Origin of the sequence: Blastococcus sp. TF02A-30 (genome assembly GCF_003319185.1) — a bacterium.
In the GTDB taxonomy this organism is placed as follows: domain Bacteria; phylum Actinomycetota; class Actinomycetes; order Mycobacteriales; family Geodermatophilaceae; genus Blastococcus.
Window position 1 is genome coordinate 98,845 of record NZ_QOHJ01000002.1, and the last position, 18,529, is coordinate 117,373.

The 18,529-nt window shown below is 75.7% G+C and carries 16 protein-coding genes; 7 read left to right on the forward strand and 9 right to left on the reverse strand.

The features are described 5' to 3' along the window. Positions 1-265 precede the first annotated feature (265 nt). Positions 266-1,576, forward strand: a complete 1,311-nt coding sequence (locus DQ241_RS04820; RefSeq protein ID WP_113829050.1) for an MFS transporter — start codon at positions 266-268, stop codon at positions 1,574-1,576. A 67-nt stretch (positions 1,577-1,643) separates the two neighbouring features. Here the strand turns inward: DQ241_RS04820 and DQ241_RS04825 are convergent, their stop codons facing one another. The 5 genes from DQ241_RS04825 to DQ241_RS04845 all read right to left on the reverse strand — a co-directional run bounded on the left by DQ241_RS04825 (position 1,644) and on the right by DQ241_RS04845 (position 6,498). Then, on the reverse strand, positions 1,644-3,257 hold the full coding sequence (locus DQ241_RS04825) for a GMC family oxidoreductase (RefSeq protein WP_113829051.1): 1,614 nt from the start codon (positions 3,255-3,257) through the stop codon (positions 1,644-1,646). Next, on the reverse strand, positions 3,257-4,810 hold the full coding sequence (locus DQ241_RS04830) for an aldehyde dehydrogenase family protein (protein WP_113829052.1): 1,554 nt from the start codon (positions 4,808-4,810) through the stop codon (positions 3,257-3,259). The genes DQ241_RS04825 and DQ241_RS04830 overlap by 1 nt, the downstream gene beginning before the upstream one ends. A 57-nt stretch (positions 4,811-4,867) precedes the next feature. Continuing rightward, positions 4,868-5,299: an ATP-binding protein gene (locus DQ241_RS04835; RefSeq protein WP_113829053.1), complete on the reverse strand. Its 432-nt coding sequence runs from the start codon at positions 5,297-5,299 to the stop codon at positions 4,868-4,870. Between the two features lie 279 nt (positions 5,300-5,578). Next, positions 5,579-5,941, reverse strand: coding sequence for a hypothetical protein (locus DQ241_RS04840; protein ID WP_113829054.1), 363 nt, complete (start codon positions 5,939-5,941; stop codon positions 5,579-5,581). A gap of 209 nt (positions 5,942-6,150) precedes the next feature. Further along, complete coding sequence (locus DQ241_RS04845) at positions 6,151-6,498, reverse strand: hypothetical protein (RefSeq protein ID WP_113829055.1); 348 nt, start codon at positions 6,496-6,498, stop codon at positions 6,151-6,153. A 185-nt stretch (positions 6,499-6,683) separates the two neighbouring features. Here DQ241_RS04845 and DQ241_RS04850 point away from each other — a divergent pair, with 185 nt between their 5' ends. From DQ241_RS04850 to fabG, 3 genes are all read left to right on the forward strand, one after another. Next, entirely contained in the window at positions 6,684-7,058 is a 375-nt protein-coding gene (locus tag DQ241_RS04850; protein WP_113829056.1) for an STAS domain-containing protein, read from the forward strand. Positions 7,059-7,159: 101 nt separating this feature from the next. After that, positions 7,160-8,377 (forward strand): acetyl-CoA C-acetyltransferase, encoded by a 1,218-nt coding sequence (locus tag DQ241_RS04855; protein ID WP_113829057.1) that lies wholly within the window; start codon positions 7,160-7,162, stop codon positions 8,375-8,377. Beyond that, positions 8,374-9,120, forward strand: a complete 747-nt coding sequence (gene fabG, locus DQ241_RS04860) for a 3-oxoacyl-ACP reductase FabG (protein WP_113829058.1) — start codon at positions 8,374-8,376, stop codon at positions 9,118-9,120. Before DQ241_RS04855 ends, fabG begins: the two co-directional genes overlap by 4 nt. A gap of 3 nt (positions 9,121-9,123) precedes the next feature. Here fabG and DQ241_RS04865 read toward each other — a convergent pair whose 3' ends face one another. From DQ241_RS04865 to DQ241_RS04875, 3 genes are all read right to left on the reverse strand, one after another. After that, a complete protein-coding gene (locus tag DQ241_RS04865) occupies positions 9,124-10,503 on the reverse strand; it encodes a DUF2254 domain-containing protein (protein WP_158545873.1) in 1,380 nt (459 codons plus the stop codon). Beyond that, positions 10,500-11,366 carry a DUF1206 domain-containing protein gene (locus DQ241_RS04870; RefSeq protein ID WP_113829060.1) on the reverse strand — a complete coding sequence of 289 codons (867 nt, stop codon included), beginning with the start codon at positions 11,364-11,366 and terminating at the stop codon, positions 10,500-10,502. Before DQ241_RS04870 ends, DQ241_RS04865 begins: the two co-directional genes overlap by 4 nt. Before the next feature lie 318 nt (positions 11,367-11,684). Beyond that, positions 11,685-12,527 carry a DUF1206 domain-containing protein gene (locus tag DQ241_RS04875; RefSeq protein ID WP_113829061.1) on the reverse strand — a complete coding sequence of 281 codons (843 nt, stop codon included), beginning with the start codon at positions 12,525-12,527 and terminating at the stop codon, positions 11,685-11,687. 101 nt (positions 12,528-12,628) lie between these two features. On the opposite strand from DQ241_RS04875, the gene DQ241_RS04880 reads away from it, so the two are divergent. The 3 genes from DQ241_RS04880 to DQ241_RS04890 are packed head-to-tail and all read left to right on the forward strand — an operon-like array spanning position 12,629 to position 16,193. After that, positions 12,629-13,285 (forward strand): hypothetical protein, encoded by a 657-nt coding sequence (locus tag DQ241_RS04880; RefSeq protein WP_113829062.1) that lies wholly within the window; start codon positions 12,629-12,631, stop codon positions 13,283-13,285. Positions 13,286-13,329: 44 nt separating this feature from the next. Continuing rightward, positions 13,330-14,934, forward strand: a complete 1,605-nt coding sequence (locus tag DQ241_RS04885; protein ID WP_113829063.1) for an SIR2 family protein — start codon at positions 13,330-13,332, stop codon at positions 14,932-14,934. A gap of 41 nt (positions 14,935-14,975) precedes the next feature. After that, entirely contained in the window at positions 14,976-16,193 is a 1,218-nt protein-coding gene (locus DQ241_RS04890; RefSeq protein WP_113829064.1) for a cytochrome P450, read from the forward strand. Here DQ241_RS04890 and DQ241_RS04895 read toward each other — a convergent pair whose 3' ends face one another. Beyond that, positions 16,194-18,512, reverse strand: coding sequence for a helicase (locus DQ241_RS04895; RefSeq protein ID WP_113829065.1), 2,319 nt, complete (start codon positions 18,510-18,512; stop codon positions 16,194-16,196). It lies immediately after the preceding gene. Between the last annotated feature and the right edge of the window lie 17 nt (positions 18,513-18,529).

An 18,529-nucleotide genomic window follows, 5' to 3' on the forward strand; every position in this document is an offset into this window, starting at 1 on the left:
GGGTGCGGGGCTCGCATCGTCGGCGAGACGTCGGTCAGCCGGGCGCGCCTCGGTGGCGCAGCCTCAGCCCGACGTCGATTCCTGCCGCTCCGGATGAGCAAAGGGCGGCGCCGGTACTCCGTACTCAACCAGACCCGGCGCCGATCCGTGCCCACCGCGGGGGAGGGGAGGATCACATCGGGTGAGGGAGGTGGCAGGAAACCGGTGGGTCCCGGCAGGCCGGGGGCCTCGTCCGGCCCCGGCCCGCTGGGTCATCCTGTCCGGCGTGAGCACGCGGACGACGACGCGCATCCACCCCGCGTGGTGGGTGGCCGCGGTGACCTTCCTGGCGCTCGTGGGTGCCGCCGCCTTCCGTGCCGTCCCCGGCGTGCTCATCGACCCGTTGCGCGAGGAGTTCGGCTGGTCGGTCTCGACCATCTCCGCCGCCGTCGCGGTCAACATGGCGCTCTACGGGCTGACCGCGCCGTTCGCGGCGGCGCTGATGGAGAAGTTCGGCATCCGCCGCGTCGTGATCGGCGCGCTGCTGCTCACCGCCGCCGGCAGCGGGCTGACGGTCTTCATGACGGCGAGCTGGCAGCTGGTGCTGCTGTGGGGCTTCGCCGTGGGCCTGGGCACCGGCTCGATGGCGCTGTCGCTGGTGGCCACCGTGACCGGCCGATGGTTCGTCGCCCGCCGCGGGCTGGTGTCGGGCATCCTCACCGCGGGCGGCGCGACCGGTCAGCTGGTGTTCCTCCCGCTGGTGGCGTGGGCGGACCAGAACTGGGGCTGGCGCTCGGCGTCGCTGGGCACCACCGCCGCCGCGCTGGCCGTCGTCCCGCTGGTGGCCTGGCTGCTGCGCGACCGGCCGCGCGACGCCGGCGCCGTCCCCTACGGCGGCACCGCCGCCGACGACGTCGACCCGGTGCGGCAGGGCGCGGCGCGGGCCGCGGTCCGCGGGCTGGCCGAGGCGGCGCGCTCCCGGCCGTTCTGGCTGCTGGCCGGTGGCTTCTTCATCTGCGGGCTGTCGACCAACGGGCTGGTGCAGCCGCACTTCATCCCGGCCGCGCACGACCACGGCATGCCGGTGACCACCGCGGCCGGGCTGCTCGCCGTCGTCGGCATCTTCGACATCGCCGGGACCGTGCTCTCCGGCTGGCTGACCGACCGGGTCGACCCGCGGGTGCTGCTGCTGGCCTACTACGCGCTGCGCGGGTTCTCGCTGTTCCTGCTGCCGCCGCTGTTCGGGCCCGACCTCGAGGTGGCGATGATCGCGTTCATCGTCTTCTACGGCCTGGACTGGGTGGCGACCGTGCCGCCCACGCTGGCGCTGTGCCGCGAGCACTTCGGGTCCCGCGCGCCGGTGGTGTTCGGCTGGGTGTTCGCCGCCCACCAGCTCGGCTCGGCGTTCGCCGCGTTCGGCGGGGGCGTGGTCCGCGACGTCACCGGCTCCTACGACCTCGCCTGGTTCGCCGCCGGCGCGCTGTGCGTGCTGGCCGCCGTGCTGTCGATCTCCATCCGCCGCAACCTGCCCGCGCCCGCGGCGACCGCGCTGCCCACCGACCGGCAGGAGGCGGCCGCCGCCCAGGCCCACGGCTGAACCGGCTTTCGGTACCGAAAGCTGCGCGGTGGACCGCAGCTCTCGGTACCGGAAGCCGGCAGCGGGGTCACCTCGCGGCGGCGAGCTCCGGGTCCACGGTGCGGCCCAGGATCAGGTCGGCGGCCCGCTCGGCGATCATGATCGTCGGCGCGTTGGTGTTGCCGCGGACCAGGGTCGGCATGACCGAGGCGTCGACCACCCGCAGCCCCTCGATGCCGTGCACCCGCAGCTGCGGGTCGACGACGGACTGCTCGTCGGTGCCCATCCGGCACGACGACACCGGGTGGTACAGCGACTCCAGGGTCTCCCGCACCTTGCCGCGCAGCGCGTCGGCCCCGTGCACCGTGCCGCCGGGCGACCACTCCTCGGCCAGCACCGAGGCCAGCGGCCCGACCGAGGCGATCTCGCGGGCCTTCTCCACGCCGCACACCAGCGCGTCGAGGTCGCGGGGGTCGGTGAGGTAGCCGGCGTCGATCGACGGCGCCCAGGTCGGGTCGGCCGAGCGCAACCGCACCGAGCCGCGCGAGTGCACGTCGACCAGCACGACGGCGGCGGTGAACGCCTCGGCGTCGGGGTCGATCTCGGCCTGCTTCCAGAACTTCACCGGCAGGAAGTGGAACTGCAGGTCCGGCTCGGCCAGGTCGGGGCGGGACCGGGTGAACAGCCCGGCCTCGGCCAGGTTCGAGGTGAGCGGCCCGCGCCCGGCGGCCTTCCACTTCGCGACGTTGAGCGGCGTCTCGGCCAGGCGTAGCGAGGTGCCCGACCGCACGTCCCAGATGACCGGCACCAGCGGGTGGTCCTGCAGGCCGGCACCGACGCCGGGCAGGTCGTGGAGGACGTCGACGCCGACCTCGCGCAGGTGGTCGGCCGGGCCGATGCCCGAGAGCATGAGCAGCTGCGGGGAGTTGACCGCGCCGCCGGAGAGCACCACCTCGGAGGTGGCCCTGGCGGTGTGCAGCTGCCCGCCGCAGCGGTACTCGACGCCGGTCGCCCGGCCACCGGAGACCAGCACGCGGGTGGTCAGGGCGCCGGTGCGCACGGTCAGGTTGGGCCGGCCCTCGGCGGGGTGCAGGTAGGCGTCGGCCGACGACCAGCGGCGGCCGCGCTTCTGCGTCACCTGGTACTGGCCGACGCCCTCCTGGGTGGCGCCGTTGAAGTCGGGGTTGCGCGGGTAGCCGGCCGCGACCGCCGACTCCACGACCGCCGTCGTCCAGGGGTGCGGCGAGCGCAGGTCCTCGACCCGCAGCGGGCCCCCGACGCCGTGCCACCGGTCGGCGCCGCGGGCGTTGTCCTCCATGCGGCGGAACAGCGGCAGCACGTGCTCGTAGGACCACGACGGGTCGCCGGTCAGCTCGGCCCACTCGTCGTAGTCGGCCGCCGCGCCGCGGATGTAGATCATCGCGTTGATCGACGAGGAGCCGCCGAGCAGCTTGCCGCGCGGCCAGAAGAGCTTGCGACCGTCCAGGCCGGGCTGCTCGTCGGTCGTGTAGTTCCAGTCGCGCCGGGTGCGCCAGACCTTGTACAGCCCGGCCGGGGCCTGCACCTCGAGCAGCTTGTCCGAGCCGCCGGCCTCCAGCAGGAGGACCTTCAGCGACGGGTCCTCGCTCAGCCGCCCGGCCAGCGCGCACCCGGCCGAGCCGGCGCCGACGACGACGACGTCGTACTCCTCCTGCACGCCCATCAGCGGTGCCGCCCGTGCAGCATGCCCATGACACGGGCGAGCGCGTCGGCGGCCTTCTCCGGCCGGCCGAAGCTCATCAGGTTCACCGGCAGCGGCATCCGCTGGCGGGTGATGGCCTTGGCGCGGGTGAACTCCTTGAGCCCGTCCTCGCCGTGGATGCGGCCGAAGCCGGAGTCGCCGACGCCGCCGAAGGGCAGGGCCGGCACCGAGGCGAAGGTGAGCACCGAGTTGATCGAGGTCATGCCGCTGCGCATCCGGCGGGCGAGGTCCATGGCCTTGTCCTTGGACGCGGAGAAGATCGAGCCGGCCAGGCCGTAGGTGGTGTCGTTGGCCCGCTGCAGCGCCTCCTCGGCGTCGCGCACCCTGGTGATGGTGAGCGTCGGGCCGAAGGTCTCCTCCTTGACGGCCGAGGAGTCCTCGGGCACGTCGAGCAGGACGGTGGGTGCGACGTAGCCCTCACCGGGGAACGCGTCGGCGTCCGGACCACCGGTGACCACGCGGGCCCCGGCGGTGGCGGCGTCCTGCACGTGCCGCTTCACGACGTCGATCTGCGAGGCCATGGTCATCGGCCCGTAGGTGGCCTCGTCGTCGGCACCGGGGCGCAGCTTGCGCACCTGCTCGGTGACCTCGGCGACGAACCGGTCGTAGACGGCGGAGGTGGCGTACACCCGCTCGATGCCGATGCAGGTCTGGCCGGCGTTGCTCATCGCGCCCCAGACGGCGGCGTCGGCGGCGGCCACGACGTCGGCGTCGTCGTCGACGATCATCGCGTCCTTGCCGCCGAGCTCCATGAGCACCGGCGTGAGCGTCTCGGCGCAGGTGGCCATCACCTTCTTGCCGGTGGGCGCGGAGCCGGTGAAGGCGATCTTGTCGACCGGCACCCGGCACAGCGCGGCGCCGGTGTCGCCGAAGCCGGTGACGACCTGGAAGGCGTCGGCGACCTCGGGGACGGCGGCCCGCCACGCGGCGGCCAGCCACGCGCCGATCGCCGGGGTGTGCTCGGAGGGCTTGAAGACGACGGCGTTGCCGGCGGCCAGGGCGTAGGCGATCGAGCCCATCGGCGTGAACACCGGGTAGTTCCACGGCCCGATGACGCCGATGACGCCCAGCGGCTGGTACTCCAAGTAGGCGGCGTGGTTGGCGGCGATCAGCCCCGGGTTCACCCGGCGCGGGCCGAGCGCCTTGCGGGCGTGGCCGGCGGCCCAGGCCAGGTGGTCGACGGCGAGGGTGATCTCGAGGATCGCGTCGGCGTGCGGCTTGCCGTTCTCGCGGTGCACCAGGTCGGCCAGCTCGTGCATGCGGCGCGCGAGGTAGCCGCGGTAGGCGGCCAGCTTCTGCTTGCGCCCCTCGAAGCCGAGCGCGCCCCAGGCCTCGGCGGCGGCGCGGGCGCGCTGCACCGTCTCGGCGACGGCGTCGGCGTCGTGCACCGGGAAGACGCCGACGACGGCGCCGGTGGCCGGGTCGGTGGACTCGAACGTCTGGCTGGTGTCGTGCCGGTCCACGGTCCCGGCAGCGTCGTCGGTGACCGTGTCCATCTGCTCCGCGAGCGACATGTGGCGCAGGTTACCCGCGAGTCACACGTACCTGCCCGAGGGTCGCCCGGCCGGGGTTCAGGCCTCGGCGAGGACGGCCCAGGCGGTCTTCTCGCCACGGGCGGTGCGCGCCCAGCCGTGCGCCTCGGCGAGGTCGGCGACCAGGTACAGGCCGAAGCCGCCCTTGCCGGGATCGCGGCCCTGGGCGGGCGTCGGCGGCACGTCGGGGGAGGTGTCGCTGACCGCGATCAGCCACCGTCCCGGGCCCCGGCTGAGCGCCGCGGCGACGGGCGCGCCACCGTGGCGCAGCCCGTTGGAGGCGAGCTCGTCGGCGACCAGCACCAGCCGCTCGGACCAGTGCTCGCGCTCGGGGTGCTCGACGGTCTCGTGGCCGGTGAGCGCGGCGCGCAGCCGTGCCCGCAGCCCGGCCAGCTCGGCCAGGGAGCTGAGCTGCTGGCACCACAGCTCGGTGAAGCCGGTCGGGAGCGGCAGGGACTGCCACAGCGCCACGCCGCCACCGCCTTCCCTGGTTCGATCGAGACCGCTCCATCGGTCTCGGGACGCCGGTGCCCGGTCCCGAGACCTCCCAACCTCCGTCTCACCCGGATGGGTCGGTGCGGCCTCTGTGGTCGCGACCCGTGGGAGGTCCGCTCGTTGCCGACCCCTTCGGCACGGTGCCTCCCGTCGGGCGGAGGCCGAACACCGCAACGGCCCCCACCTGGGTCGTTACAGCGACTGCAGGTGGGAGCCGTGCGTGGGTGCTGCGGCTGGCCGATCCGGTCGACGGGGCTACGAGCCCCAGCGGGGGATCGCGGTCGCGCCCGGGGCGTGACCGTGGGTGGACGGCCGCCCGCCGCGCCGGTCGCCCGGGGCGCCGGGGACGGGGGCTCGGTGCTGGGCGTGCCAGCACTCGAACAGCGACAGCCACTGGGCCGGGGTGAGCGCCGTCGGCCGGGTGGTCGGCGGCAGCCCCTCCTGGCGCAGCCAGCGGACCCCGGCGGTGCCGGGCAGCTGGCCGCGGAGGACCGCGCCGAGCGGGGCGCCGGGTGCGGCGAGGACGGCGGCGGCCAGCCGGTCGAAGTCGGTGGTGTCGACGTCGGGCAGGGCCGTGCGGGCCTCGGCGGCGGCGGGGTGCGGGGTCGGTCGTGACACGGGGTACCTCCGTGCGGGGTGCGTGCGGGACCCGGGGCCGCAGAGGGGCCGGACGGGGTGGGGCGGGAGCGGCGCCCGGGCGAGGGGCCGGGGCGCGATCGGCGGGCGGCGAGGCCGGCCCGCGGGACGTCAGCTCAGACGGTGCGCGTGCGCACGGAGTACCGCATGCCCCGGGACGTTAGGAGCGTCGTGCCGACCTGTCGACGGAATTACGCGGGCGGCTGCGAGCGGCTGTCGTCGGCGGCGCCGCCCGCGGCGGACCGGCGGGCCTGGTGCGCCTCCCACCGGGCGCGGTCGCGGGCGCGGGCACCGGCGTTGCGCTGCCACTTCTCCTTGCGGCGCCGGGCGCGCTCGAGCTCGCGCTGCTCGAAATCCGGGTGCTGGTCCCAGTCGCGGGCCGCGAGGGCGATGACCAGGCCGGTGAGCAGGAGGACCACGACGAAGGCGGCGATCACCACGTCGAGGACGACGAAGGCGAGCGCGCAGAGGACGGCGACGGCGACGACGCCCAGGACCGGACGGGTGCGGCGTCGGGCGGGGTCCGGGCCGGTGCTCACGGCTCCCAGTATCCGCCGCCGGTGGTGGCGTCGGCGCCTCGCCCCTGGACAGGGCGGACACCGTGTCCCTACTCTCGGGGGAGCGGTTCAACAGCAAGCCGTCACTCCGGTACGGGTTCTGTCGCCGCTTCGCCGTGGCGCCACTTCTTGCACTGGTCCGGTACCACCCGCCCGAGAGGCAGACCGTGACCGCCACCCTTGAACCCCCGACGTCCGACCTCGTGACCGTCGACGTCCTCCCCGATGCGACGGGGATCCTCGTCGCCGTCAGCGGGGAGGTCGACTCCTCGTCGGCCCCCGTCCTCGCCCACCACCTCGACACCGTGCTCGAGACCAGCCCGGCCGCGGTGACCGTCGATCTCCGCGGCGTCACGTTCCTCGACTCCGCCGGCCTGTCCACCCTGGCCATGGCGCACCGCCGGGCCGAAGCGGCCGGCGGCCGCGTGCGCGTGGTCGCCTCCTCCCGGGCGGTCGTCCGCCCGCTGCAGATCACCGGCCTGTGGGACCTGCTCTCCGCCGAGCAGGTCGCGGACTCCTCGGCGGAGCGCGGCATCGCCTGACCCGGGGCCCGCCCGCCCCGCGCGACGTCGCGCGGGGGAGGAGGGCAGACTCGGGGTCGCTCGGGCCCGCACCGGCGCCCGGACCCCCGAGGAGGACCCCCGTGCGAGACGCGGTCATCTGCGAGCCCCTCCGGACGCCCGTCGGCGGCTTCGGCGGCTCGTTGCGCGACGTCCCCGTCCAGGACCTGGCCAGCGCCGTCATCCGGGCGCTGGTCGAGCGGACCGGGCTCCCGCCGGAGTCGGTGGACGACGTCCTGCTCGGCCACTGCTACCCGACGATGGACGCACCGGCCCTCGGTCGCGTCGCCGCGCTGGACGCCGGTCTGCCGGTCACCGCCTCGGGGCTGCAGATCGACCGCCGCTGCGGCTCGGGGCTGCAGGCCGTCGTCTACGCGGCCATGCAGGTGCAGACCGGGGCCGCCGACCTCGTGCTGGCCGGCGGCGCGGAGTCGATGAGCAACGCGCCGTTCTACTCGACCGCCATGCGCTGGGGGATCAAGGCCGGACCAGGCGTCCTGCTGCAGGACGGGCTTGCCCGCGGCCGCGTCACCGCCGGCGGCCGGAACCACCCGGTGCCCGGCGGCATGCTCGAGACCGCCGAGAACCTGCGCCGCGAGTACCGGATCTCCCGGGAGGAGCAGGACGAGTACTCGGTGCGCAGCCACCAGCGGGCCGCGGCCGCCACCGAGGCCGGCCGGTTCGCCGACGAGATCGTCCCGATCACGGTGAAGGGCCGGAAGAGCGAGACCGTCGTCGACCGCGACGAGCACATCCGCCCCGACTCGAGCGTCGAGACGCTGGCCAAGCTGCGGCCGATCATGGGCAAGGACGACCCGGAGGCCACCGTCACCGCGGGCAACGCCAGCGGGCAGAACGACGGCGCCGCGGTCGCGATCGTCACCTCGCCGGAGAAGGCCGCCGAGCTCGGGCTGCGCCCGCTGGCCCGGCTGGTCTCCTGGAGCGTGGCCGGCGTGCCGCCGAGGACCATGGGCATCGGCCCGGTGCCGGCGACCGAGAAGGCCCTGGGCCTGGCCGGGCTGAAGCTCGCCGACATCGACCTGATCGAGCTCAACGAGGCGTTCGCGTCCCAAGTGCTCGCCGTCGCGCGGGAGTGGGCGTTCACCGACGCCGACTGGGAGCGCACCAACGTCAACGGCTCGGGCATCTCGCTCGGCCACCCGGTGGGCGCCACCGGCGGGCGGATCCTCGCCACGCTGCTGCGCGAGATGGACCGCCGCGAGGCCCGCTACGGCCTGGAGACGATGTGCATCGGCGGCGGCCAGGGCCTGGCCGCGGTGTTCGAGCGGGTCGCGCCGTGAGGGTCGCGGTCGTCACCGGGGCGGCGCGGGGCATCGGGGCGGCCACCGCGCAGCGGCTCGCCGCCGACGGGTTCGCCGTCGCCGTCCTCGACCTGCGCGAGGACGACTGCGCCGGCACCGTCGCCGCGATCGAGGCGGCCGGCGGCCGGGCGCTGGCGGTGGGCGCCGACGTCGCCGACGCCGAGCAGGTGCAGGCGGCCGTCGACCGGATCGCCGCGGAGCTCGGCCCGCCGGTGGTGCTGGTGAACAACGCCGGGGTCACCCGCGACAACCTGCTGTTCAAGATGAGCGACGCCGACTGGGACGTCGTCATGCACGTGCACCTGCGCGGCTCGTTCCTCATGACCCGCGCGGTGCAGAAGCACATGATCGACGCCGGCTGGGGCCGGATCGTGAACCTGTCGAGCACCTCGGCGCTGGGCAACCGCGGCCAGGCCAACTACGCCACCGCCAAGGCCGGCCTGCAGGGCTTCACCAAGACCCTGGCCATCGAGCTGGGCAAGTTCGGCGTCACCGCCAACGCCATCGCGCCGGGCTTCATCCAGACCGAGATGACGAAGGCGACGGCGGAGCGGATCGGCGAGGAGTGGGAGCCCTACGTGGCCAAGCGCGCCGCCGCGATCCCGGTGGCCCGCGCCGGTGTGCCCGAGGACATCGCGCACACGGTCTCGTTCTTCGTGAGCGAGGGCGCCGGCTTCGTCTCCGGTCAGGTGGTCTACGTCGCCGGCGGCCCGCGGAACTGAGCCTCAGGGGCGCGGCCAGTCGCCGGCCAGCGCGGCGCCGATCCGCGCCGACCAGGTCGCCACGTCCTCCCGGGTCCGGCCGACGGGCGGCGCGGCGGACACCTGCTCGACGAGCAGCTGCCGCTGGTGGTCGACGGCCTTCCGCTGGTCGGCCGCGGTCGTGCGCCAGGCGGTCTCGGCCAGGAGGGCGAACAGCCGCTCGACCACCGCGGCGTCGCGGTGGCCGTAGCAGCGCGGCTGGGTGAGGGCGAGGTCCAGGAGGGCGGCGAACTCCCACGACGGGACGGTGAGCCGCTCGGCACCCGACGCGTCGGTCACCCGGCGGTGCCACGTGCTCCGCGAGGCGAGCGCGCCGAGCAGGGCCGACACGTGCGACAGCGCGTGGACGGCGGTCGTCGGGTCGTTGATGCCGGGGGACAGGCCCCGCACCACGATGTCCACGAGCTTGCGCAGGCCGTAGCTGGGATCGCCCTCGTCCTGCCGCTCGTGGGCCACCAGCAGCCCTCGATCCAGCACCTCGGCCAGCTCGTCCACCGGCACGCCGGCGTCCGGGGTGTCGGGGTCCGGGGTGTCGGCCCAGGCCCAGGCCACCGGGGTTCCCTCGACCACCGGGTCGCCCGGCCGCGGGACCAGCCTCAGCCGCGTCCGCGTGGCGGTCAGCGCATCCAGCAGCGGGTCCTCCCGCACCTGGACCAGGAAGCCGCTGCGCCGCGCGCACACCGGCCGGGCGTGCGGGGGTACCGCCGGGAGGCCCCCGGCCGGCTGGTCGGCCAGCTGGTCGGCCAGCCGGTGCAACGTCGCCGAGGCCTCGGCGTGCACGTCCCGCATCATCGTCTCGGCCCGCAGCTGGCGGGTCTGGTGGTTCAGGAACGCCACCAGCGCCGCGACCGAGGCGAGGGTGAGCACGAAGGCGACCGAGACCGACAGCCGGGGGACGAAGGCGCCGCCGGCGTCCTCGTCGGCGGACCGGACGGTGCGCAGCACGACCAGGGCGTAGACGAACGTGCCGAGCAGGACGCCCAGGCAGGTCTGCACCACCCGGTCGCGGACAAAGGTCTGCAGGAGGCGCGGCGAGTACTGGCTGCTCGCCAGCTGCAGGGTGACGATCGTGAGCGACAGGAGCAGCGTGGTCACCGAGATCAGCGACGAGGCGATCGCCGACAGCATGGTGCGTGCCGCGGACGGGCCGCCGCCGAACACGAAGGTGATCGGGTGGTCGCCGTAGGCGAGGGCCTCGTCGACCGCCGGAAGCGCCACCCCGAGTCCCACGGCCAGCGCGACGGCGAGCGCCGGCAGCGGCCACAGGGTGCCGGTCAGCGCCAGCCGGAGGGCGGTCCAGCGCGATCCCCCGGCCCGGCGTGCGGGGGCCCCGGCGCCGGTCACGACGACGGGTCGCGATCGGGGTAGCGGGCGCGGGCCAGGGCGTAGAGCCCGAACGCGGCGAAGCCCACGACGACCGCGGTGAGCAGCCACGGCCCGGCCCGCACGCCGGCGATGGCGGTCATGGCGCCGTCGAGCCCGGTGGCGGTGGAGACGTCGGCCGAGGCCGCCGCGCGCCAGAGCAGGACGCCGACCAGCCCGAAGGCGATGCCCTTGGCGACGTAGCCGACCCGGCCGATGCCCTCGATGAGCGGTTCCCAGCGGTCGGGGGTGGCCGGCAGGTCGACGTCCTTCATGAATCCGCCGGTGAAGCCGCGGACGACGGTGTACGCGCCGACCGCGAGCACCCCCACCGCGGCGGCGCCCACGGCGACCGCCCCGCCGGGGATGTGCAGCGCGTCGTCGGTGAGCTCCTGCAGCCGCTCGTCGGCCTCGTACTCCAGGCCGAGCGCGAAGAGCAGCGCGGTGACCCCGAGGACGCCGTAGACCAGCGCCTTGGCCAGGCACTTGGCGCAGACGACGGCGGTGCGCACGCGGTGCGCCCGGTCGAGCAGCCCGCGCCACCACAGCAGCACCTCACCGGCCTGCCACACGGCGAGCGCGAGCATGCCCAGCCCGATCGTCCAGAGCAGCACCCGCCCGCCGGGGCCGGTGGCGACGGTCTCCAGCGCCCCGGTCTGGTCGGCGTCGGCGCCGCGCAGCCCCCAGGCCATGCGCAGCGCCAGCCAGCCGATGAGGAAGTGGACGGCGGCGTAGGCGATCAGCCCCACGCGGGCGAGGTGCGTGAGCACCGGGTGGTCGGTGACCTCGCGGGCCTGCTCGACGGCGGCGTGCACGCGGTCGCGCAGCGAGCGGGCGGAAGGCACGCGCCGATCGTGCGGGATGCGCCTGCCATGGGCGACCCGGGCCGCTGGCGTGCCGGCGTGCCCACGGCGGGAGTGCGACTGCTGGCCACGCCCGTTCCGGCGCGACGCACCGTCACCGCGCCCCCCGACCCCGCGGCGTCGTCCGCACCGCGTGACGTCGTCCTCGTCGTGCGGCCGTGAGGCGCGCGGTCGACCGCGCGCCTCACCGCGACACCGCGAGGTCGACGACGCGGCGCGCGCTCGACCGACGCGCGAGAGCGAGGTCCGGACCCGGGCGGTGCGTGAGGTCACCGCGTTCCTCGACCGCGAGCTGCGGGCTCAGGTGCGCTCGGGGTAGCGGGCCCGCACGAAGAGGTAGGCGCCGAAGGCGGCGATGCCGAGCGCGACGAGCGTCAGGAGCCACTGGCCGAACGGTGCGTCGAGGATCGTGTGCATGGCGCCGTCCAGGCCGGTCGCCTTGGCCGGGTCGAAGGTGACCGCCGCGTAGACCAGCAGGCCGCCGACCACCCCGAGCGCGACGCCCTTGCCGGGGTAGCCGACCTGACCGAGCCGGGTGACCAGCCGGACCGCCGGTCGCGGCGCCTCGCCGAGGTCGATCTCCTTGAGGAACCGCTTCGTGACGCCCTTGTAGACGTGGTAGGCGCCCACCCCCACCAGCACGAGCCCGGCGGCACCCACCAGCCAGCGCCCGGCGGGCCAGCCGAAGACGCCGGCGGCGGTGTCCTGCTGCTGCTGGGAGCTCGAGCCCGAGCTGCTGCTGCCGGTGGCGAACCGGATCGCCAGCACGGCCAGCGCGGCGTAGACCGCGGCCTTGACCACCGCCTTCCCGGACCTGCGCAGGGCGCGGGTGCGCTGCTTGCCCGACGCCGACCACCCGGACCGCCAGCGCACCACCTCGAGTGCCTGCCAGACCGCCAGCGCGATCAGGCCGACGGCCACGATCCACAGCAGCGGCTTCCCCAGCGGGGACTCGGCGAGGGTGGCCATCGCGCCGGACTGGTCGGCCTGCTGGTCGCCGCCGCCCCACGCCAGCTGCAGCGCCAGCCAGGCCAGCAGGAGGTGCACGACGCCGTAGGCGATCAGGCCCACGCGGGCCAGGTGCTCCAGGCCGTCGCCGTCGGCGGCGCCGAGGACGCGGCCGGCCGAACGCTGCGCACTCATGCGGTGGACTCCTTCACGGCGACGAGGGGAACGGTTCAGCGTGGCACGCGCGACGTCGCGCTGCCTGCCGATACCGCGGACGGGTGAGGGACACTGGGTCCGTGGCGAACGCTGGAACCGGCATCCTGACCGCGCAGCCCACCCCCGGGGTGGCCCGACGGGCGTGGCCGCGCTGGCTGGCGCTGGGCGTCGCGATGATCGCCGTCGCGGTCGTGTCGGCGGTCTGGACCGAGGGCGGCTCGCGGCTGCTGCTCGGCGCGCTGGGCCTGTTCCTCGCCGTCCGGGGCGCGGTCCTGCTGCGCAGCGCGCCGGACCTCGACGGCGAGCTGGCCGGCCGGGCCCGGAGCCTGGGGACCGTCGCGGGCCTCGCGGGCGTCGCCGCGCTCGTCGTCGCCCTCATCTCCGGAGCCGCGGCCGCGACCGTGCTGCTCGTCGGCGTCCCCGTGCTCCTGATCGGCGGGGCCCTCGCGCTGCTCTCCCGCGGCGGCGTCGCCCGCCGGGGTGGTCAGGTGCTGGGCGTGTGGGCGGTGCTGGTCACCGGCCTGATCGTCGCCACGGGCCTGGGCCGCGACTGGGACCGCGCCGCCGACCTGGCCACCGTCGCCGCCGCGCTGGCCGTCGCCGTCCTCGGCGTGCCCGTGCTGGTCGCCGCGGCCAACCTGCGCTCGGTGGCGGCGCAGCCGGAGCCGGAGCCCGCACCGGTGCGCGCCGGCTGCGGTGGCTGCGCCTGCGGTGCCGGGGGCTGCGGCGCCGCCTGACCCCTTCCGTGTCGCAGGCGTTCCGCCGCGGGTAGGGGCGGGGCGTGACCGGACACGTCTTCGTGGTGGGCGCCGATCTCACCCGGCTGTCGTGCGACGACGTCCTCGTCCCGACCGGCCGCACGCTGCGGGTGTCGCCGGGCTGGTGCCCGCTGCTGCCCCCGGAGCTGGTCACCGACGCCGACGACACCGGTGCCTGCGTGGGCCTGTCCTGGTCCGGCGACGAGCGGGTGCTCGCGGTCCCGGGTGAGGGCGCCCGCCGGGTGTGGCTGGTCGACACCGTCGACGACCAGGGCCGCGGCCTGCCGTGGCTGCTCGACGGCGCGCGGGAGGCGCTGGCCGCCGTCGCCCGGCGGGAGGTGCGGGAGCCCGCGCACGGCCGTGCCCGTCGGCTGGTGGGGCTGCCGGCGCTGGGCACCGGCTGGGGCGGTGCGGCGGGCCAGCGCGGAGCGCTGCTGCAGCAGCTGCTGCCGGTGCTCCGCGAGGCGGCCGAGGAGCACGGCTTCGACGTCGCCCTCGTGCTCAAGGGGGCCAGCGACCTGGCCGCCGCGCAGCGGGTGCGCCGGGGGGAGGACGGCGGCTGGGACCTGCCCGGTCACCTGCAGGAGCTGGCCGGTGACCTCGGGGAGCGGGCCCGGCGGGGGCAGCTGGCGTTGTTCATCGGCGCCGGGGTGAGCGCCGCGGCGGGCCTGCCCACCTGGGAGCAGCTGCTCGACGAGCTGGCCGCCCGGTCCGGGCTGCCCGGCGATCTGCGCGCCGGGCTGGCCCAGCTGCCGCCGCAGGACGCCGCCGCGCTGCTGGCCCGCGAGCTGGGGCGCGACGAGGTCGAGGGCTTCGTCGAGCAGCGCTTCGGCCCCGGGCCCTACGCGCTGGCGCACGCGCTGATCGCCGACCTGCCGGTGCAGGAGTACGTGACGACGAACTACGACCCGCTGGTCGAGCTCGCCGCCGCCGACATCGGCCGCGACCCGCGGGTGCTGCCCTTCCAGGAGGCGCTGCCCGGGGCGCCCTGGCTGCTCAAGCTGCACGGCGACTCGGCGCACCCGGAGAGCGTCGTGCTGACCCGCGAGGAGTACCTGGAGTTCGGCGACACCCGGGCCGCGCTGGCCGGCGTGCTGCACTCGCTGCTGCTCACCCGGCACGTGCTGTTCGTCGGCACCTCGATGCTGGACGACGACCTGATCCGGATCTCCCACCAGGTGCGCAGCGCGCTGCAGGTGCAGGGCTCCGACGGCGGCCACCGCAGCGGCACGGTGCTGGCGCTCCGCGAGGACCCGGCCCGCGCCCGGCTGTGGGAGCGGGACGTGGAGACCGTCGCGATGGCCCCGGCCGATGCGTCGCCGGCCGAGGCGGCGCGGCTGCTCGAGGTGCTGCTGGACCTGATCGGCTGCCTGTCCACCCCGCCCACCGGCTACCTCCTGGACCCCGCCTACCGCGGGCTGCTCGATGACGAGGAACGGGCGCTGGCCGACGTGCTGGGGACGGTCGGCGCAGTGGTGCCCGACGGCGGCGACTCGACAGCCGCCCAGGAGGTCGCCGCGCTGCTGCGCCGGCTCGGCCACGGCGTCAGCGGCGGTCGCGGCGAGCCACCCGTCGACGGCGCGACCCGGCGGCGCGACGACCGGGTGCAGGAGCAGCGGCCGGGCTGACCCGGGATTGCGCCGGGCCGCCCCGGGGCAGGGGGAGCGGCATGGCCCGACCGGAGAACTCGCAGCGGCTGCTCACCGAGGGGTACGGCTGGCTGCCGGACAAGCGGCGGCAGCTCGGCCGGCGGACGGTGCCCACCCGGCTCGGCGGGTTGAAGGTGCTGGCCGTCGAGGGGCCGGACGCGGCGCGCTTCCTCTACGACGAGGACCACGTGCGCCGGGCGCACGCGATCCCCGAGCCGGTGCAGGCCACGCTCTTCGGCAAGGGGGCCGTGCACACCCTCGACGGCGAGATGCACCGCGTGCGCAAGGCGATGTTCGTCGCGCTGCTCATGCGCGAGGACGGGATCGCCGCGCTGGTGCAGCAGACCTGCCGGGCCTGGGACGACGCCGCCGCCGGCTGGCGCGGCCGCCGGGTGGTGCTCTTCGACGAGGCGGCCGAGGTCATCGCCGGCAGCGTGGCGCGGTGGACCGGCGTCGCGGTCGCTGACGACGAGGTGCCGGGGCTGGCCCGCGACCTGGTGGCGATGGTCGACGGGTTCGCCACCGGCGGGCCGCGGCACTGGCGGGCGCGGCGGGCCCGGGGCCGCAGGGAGGCGTGGCTCTCGCACCTGGTCGACGAGCACCGGGCCGGGCGGGCGGTCGCCCCCGAGGGCAGCGCGTTCGACGTCGTCGCCCGGCACACCGACGCCGACGGCGAGCGGCTGGACGCGCACGTGGCCGCCGTCGAGCTGCTCAACATCATCCGGCCGACGACCGCCGTCGCCTGGTTCGCGGCCTTCTCCGGGCACGCGCTGATCCGCTGGCCGCAGCACCGCGAGCGGCTGGCCTCCGGCGACCCGGTGTTCGCCGAGGCCTGGGCGCACGAGGTGCGCCGGTTCTACCCGTTCGCGCCGTTCATCGGAGGCCGCGCGCCGCAGGAGACCGAGTACGACGGCGAGCGCATCCCGGAGAACTCGATGGTGCTGCTCGACCTGTACGGGCAGAACCACGACCCGGACCTCTGGCCCGACCCCTACGCGTTCCGCCCCGAGCGGTTCCTCGCCCGGGAGATCGGGGAGTTCGAGCTCGTGCCGCAGGGTGGCGGCGACCCGCGCACCAACCACCGCTGCCCGGGCGAGCAGCTGACCGTGAGCCTGCTCTCGGCGCTGGCCGTCCGGCTGGCCCGGGTGGAGTTCGACGCCCCCGAGCAGGACCTGGAGATCGCGCTGCACCGCATCCCCGCGAAGCCGGCCAGCGGCGTCGTCCTCGACGTCCGGTAGCTACCGCCGCTCGAGCCCGGCGAGCTGCTGCGGCAGCTCGCCGGGGTGCACGACGCCCATCCGCTGGGTGGCGCGGGTGAGGACGACGTAGAGGTCGTTCCAGCCGCGGACGCCTTCGGCGACGATCGCCGCCGGGTCGACCACCAGCACCGAGTCGAACTCCAGCCCCTTGGCGCCGTCGGGCGGGAGGACGACGGGGGCCTCGGGCCGGTCGTCGTCCAGCACGCCGGGCAGCCGGGCGGCGACGGCGGCGGTGACCGCGGCCAGCCGGCTGCGCGGGGCGAGCACGCCGAGGGTGCCCTCCTCCTTGTCGAACGCCGCCGCGGCCTCGGCGACGGCGTCGGCCAGCTCGGCGTCGTCGTCCACCCGCTGGGCCCACGGGCGCTCGCCGGTGGAGCGCACCGACCGCGCCGCGCTGGTCGGCGCGCCGGTCGCGGCCAGCACCTCGGCGGCGACGTCCATGATCTCGGTCGGCGTCCGGTAGTTGACGGTGAGCTCCTCCAGCCGCCAGCTGCGGCCGAGGTGCGGCTCGAGCACCTCCGCCCAGCTGGTCGCGCCGGCCAGCGTGCTGGTCTGGGCGACGTCGCCGACCAGCGTCATCGACCGGGTCGGCACGCGACGCAGCAGCAGCCGCCAGGCCATGGCCGAGAGCTCCTGCGCCTCGTCGACGATCACGTGCCCGTAGGTCCAGGTGCGGTCCTCGGCGGCCCGCTCGGCGGTGCTGCGGGAATCGCGCTCCTCCTGCCGCTCGGCCAGCCCCTCGGCGTCGAGCACGTCGCCGGCGGAGAGCTCCTCGGCCTCGTCCTCGGTGTCGAAGTCGGTGGACCGCGAGCCGTGCAGCAGGTCGAGGGTCTCCTGCGCCTGCCGCAGCCGGCGCTGCCGCTCGCGCTGCTCGGCCCGCCGCTGCGCGGTCTCGTCGACGCCGAGCAGCTCGTCGACCTCCTCGAGCAGCGGCACGTCGGCCGGGGTCCACCCCGCCGACGCCGGCCGGTGCAGCAGCGCGCGCTCCTCGTCGCTCCAGCCGCGGGTGGCGGCCTCGAGCCGCCGGGGCGAGGCGTACAGCTCGCGCAGCACCCGCTCGGCGGTGAGCCGGGGCCAGAGCCGGTCGACCAGCGCGTGCACCTGCGGTTCGGCGGCGATCTCGCGGCGCAGCGCGGACACGTCGTTCTGCTCGAGCAGGTTGGCCCCGCCGAGCACGTTGGCGCCCAGCTTGTCGGCGTACTTGCGGGTGAGCAGCGCGACGACGGCCTGGGCCGCGGCGGGGCGGGCCTCGTTGTGCAGGCGGGAGGCCGAGCGGGCCCGGCCGCGGACCTTCTGGGCGTCGCCCTTGGTGAACCGCAGGGCGACGCCGTCGAGATCGAGCTCCACCGGCGCGTCGAGCACCGCCTGGCGGTTGCGGACGGCGGCGGTGACGACGTCGACCATCGCCAGCCGCCCCTTGAGCTCGGCGACGCGCGGGTCCTCGTCGGCGGTGGCGTGCAGCCCGGGCCGCAACCCGCCCACGTCGCGCAGCACCACGCCGGTCTCGCCGAGGGAGGGCAGCACGTCGGCGATGTAGCGCAGGAACGTGGGGGAGGGGCCGACGACGAGCAGCCCGCTGCGGGCCAGCCGCTCGCGGTGCGTGTAGAGCAGGTAGGCGGCCCGGTGCAGGGCGACGGCGGTCTTGCCGGTGCCCGGCCCGCCCTGGACGACGAGCACGCCCTTCACGTCGGCGCGGATGATCCGGTCCTGCTCGGCCTGGATGGTGCGGACGATGTCGGTCATCCGGCCGGTGCGGCTCTGGTTGAGCGCGGCCAGCAGCACCGACTCCCCGGCCAGCCCGCCGCGGTCGGCGGCGCCGTCGGCGTCGGTGAGGTCGAGGGTCTCGTCGGCGATCGAGACCACCGTGCGGCCGCGGGTGCGGATGTGCCGGCGGCGGCGCACGCCCAGGTCGTGCAGCGCGGTGGCGGTGTAGAACGGCTGGGCGGCGGGGGCGCGCCAGTCGACCAGCAGCGGCTCGTCGCCGCCGTCCTCGAACAGCCCGATCCGCCCGATGTAGCGGGGGCGGTCGCTCTCGTGCCGGTCCAGCCGGCCGAACACCAGCCCGCTCTCCGCGGCGTCGAGGGCCACGATGCGCTGGCTGTGCAGCTCGACGGCGGCCTCGCGCTCACCCACGGCCTGCGGGTTGTGCGGGACGGTGGCCAGCGCCTCGGACAGGCGGGTGACGCTGCGCTCCCGGACCTCGTCGAGGCGGCCATAGAGACCGGAGACGTAGGCCTGCTCCGCGGGGAGGTCGGGGTGCGGGACGTCCGCGGGTCGAGCTGAGGTCAACGTGCCCATCGCTTTCTGCTGGTGCG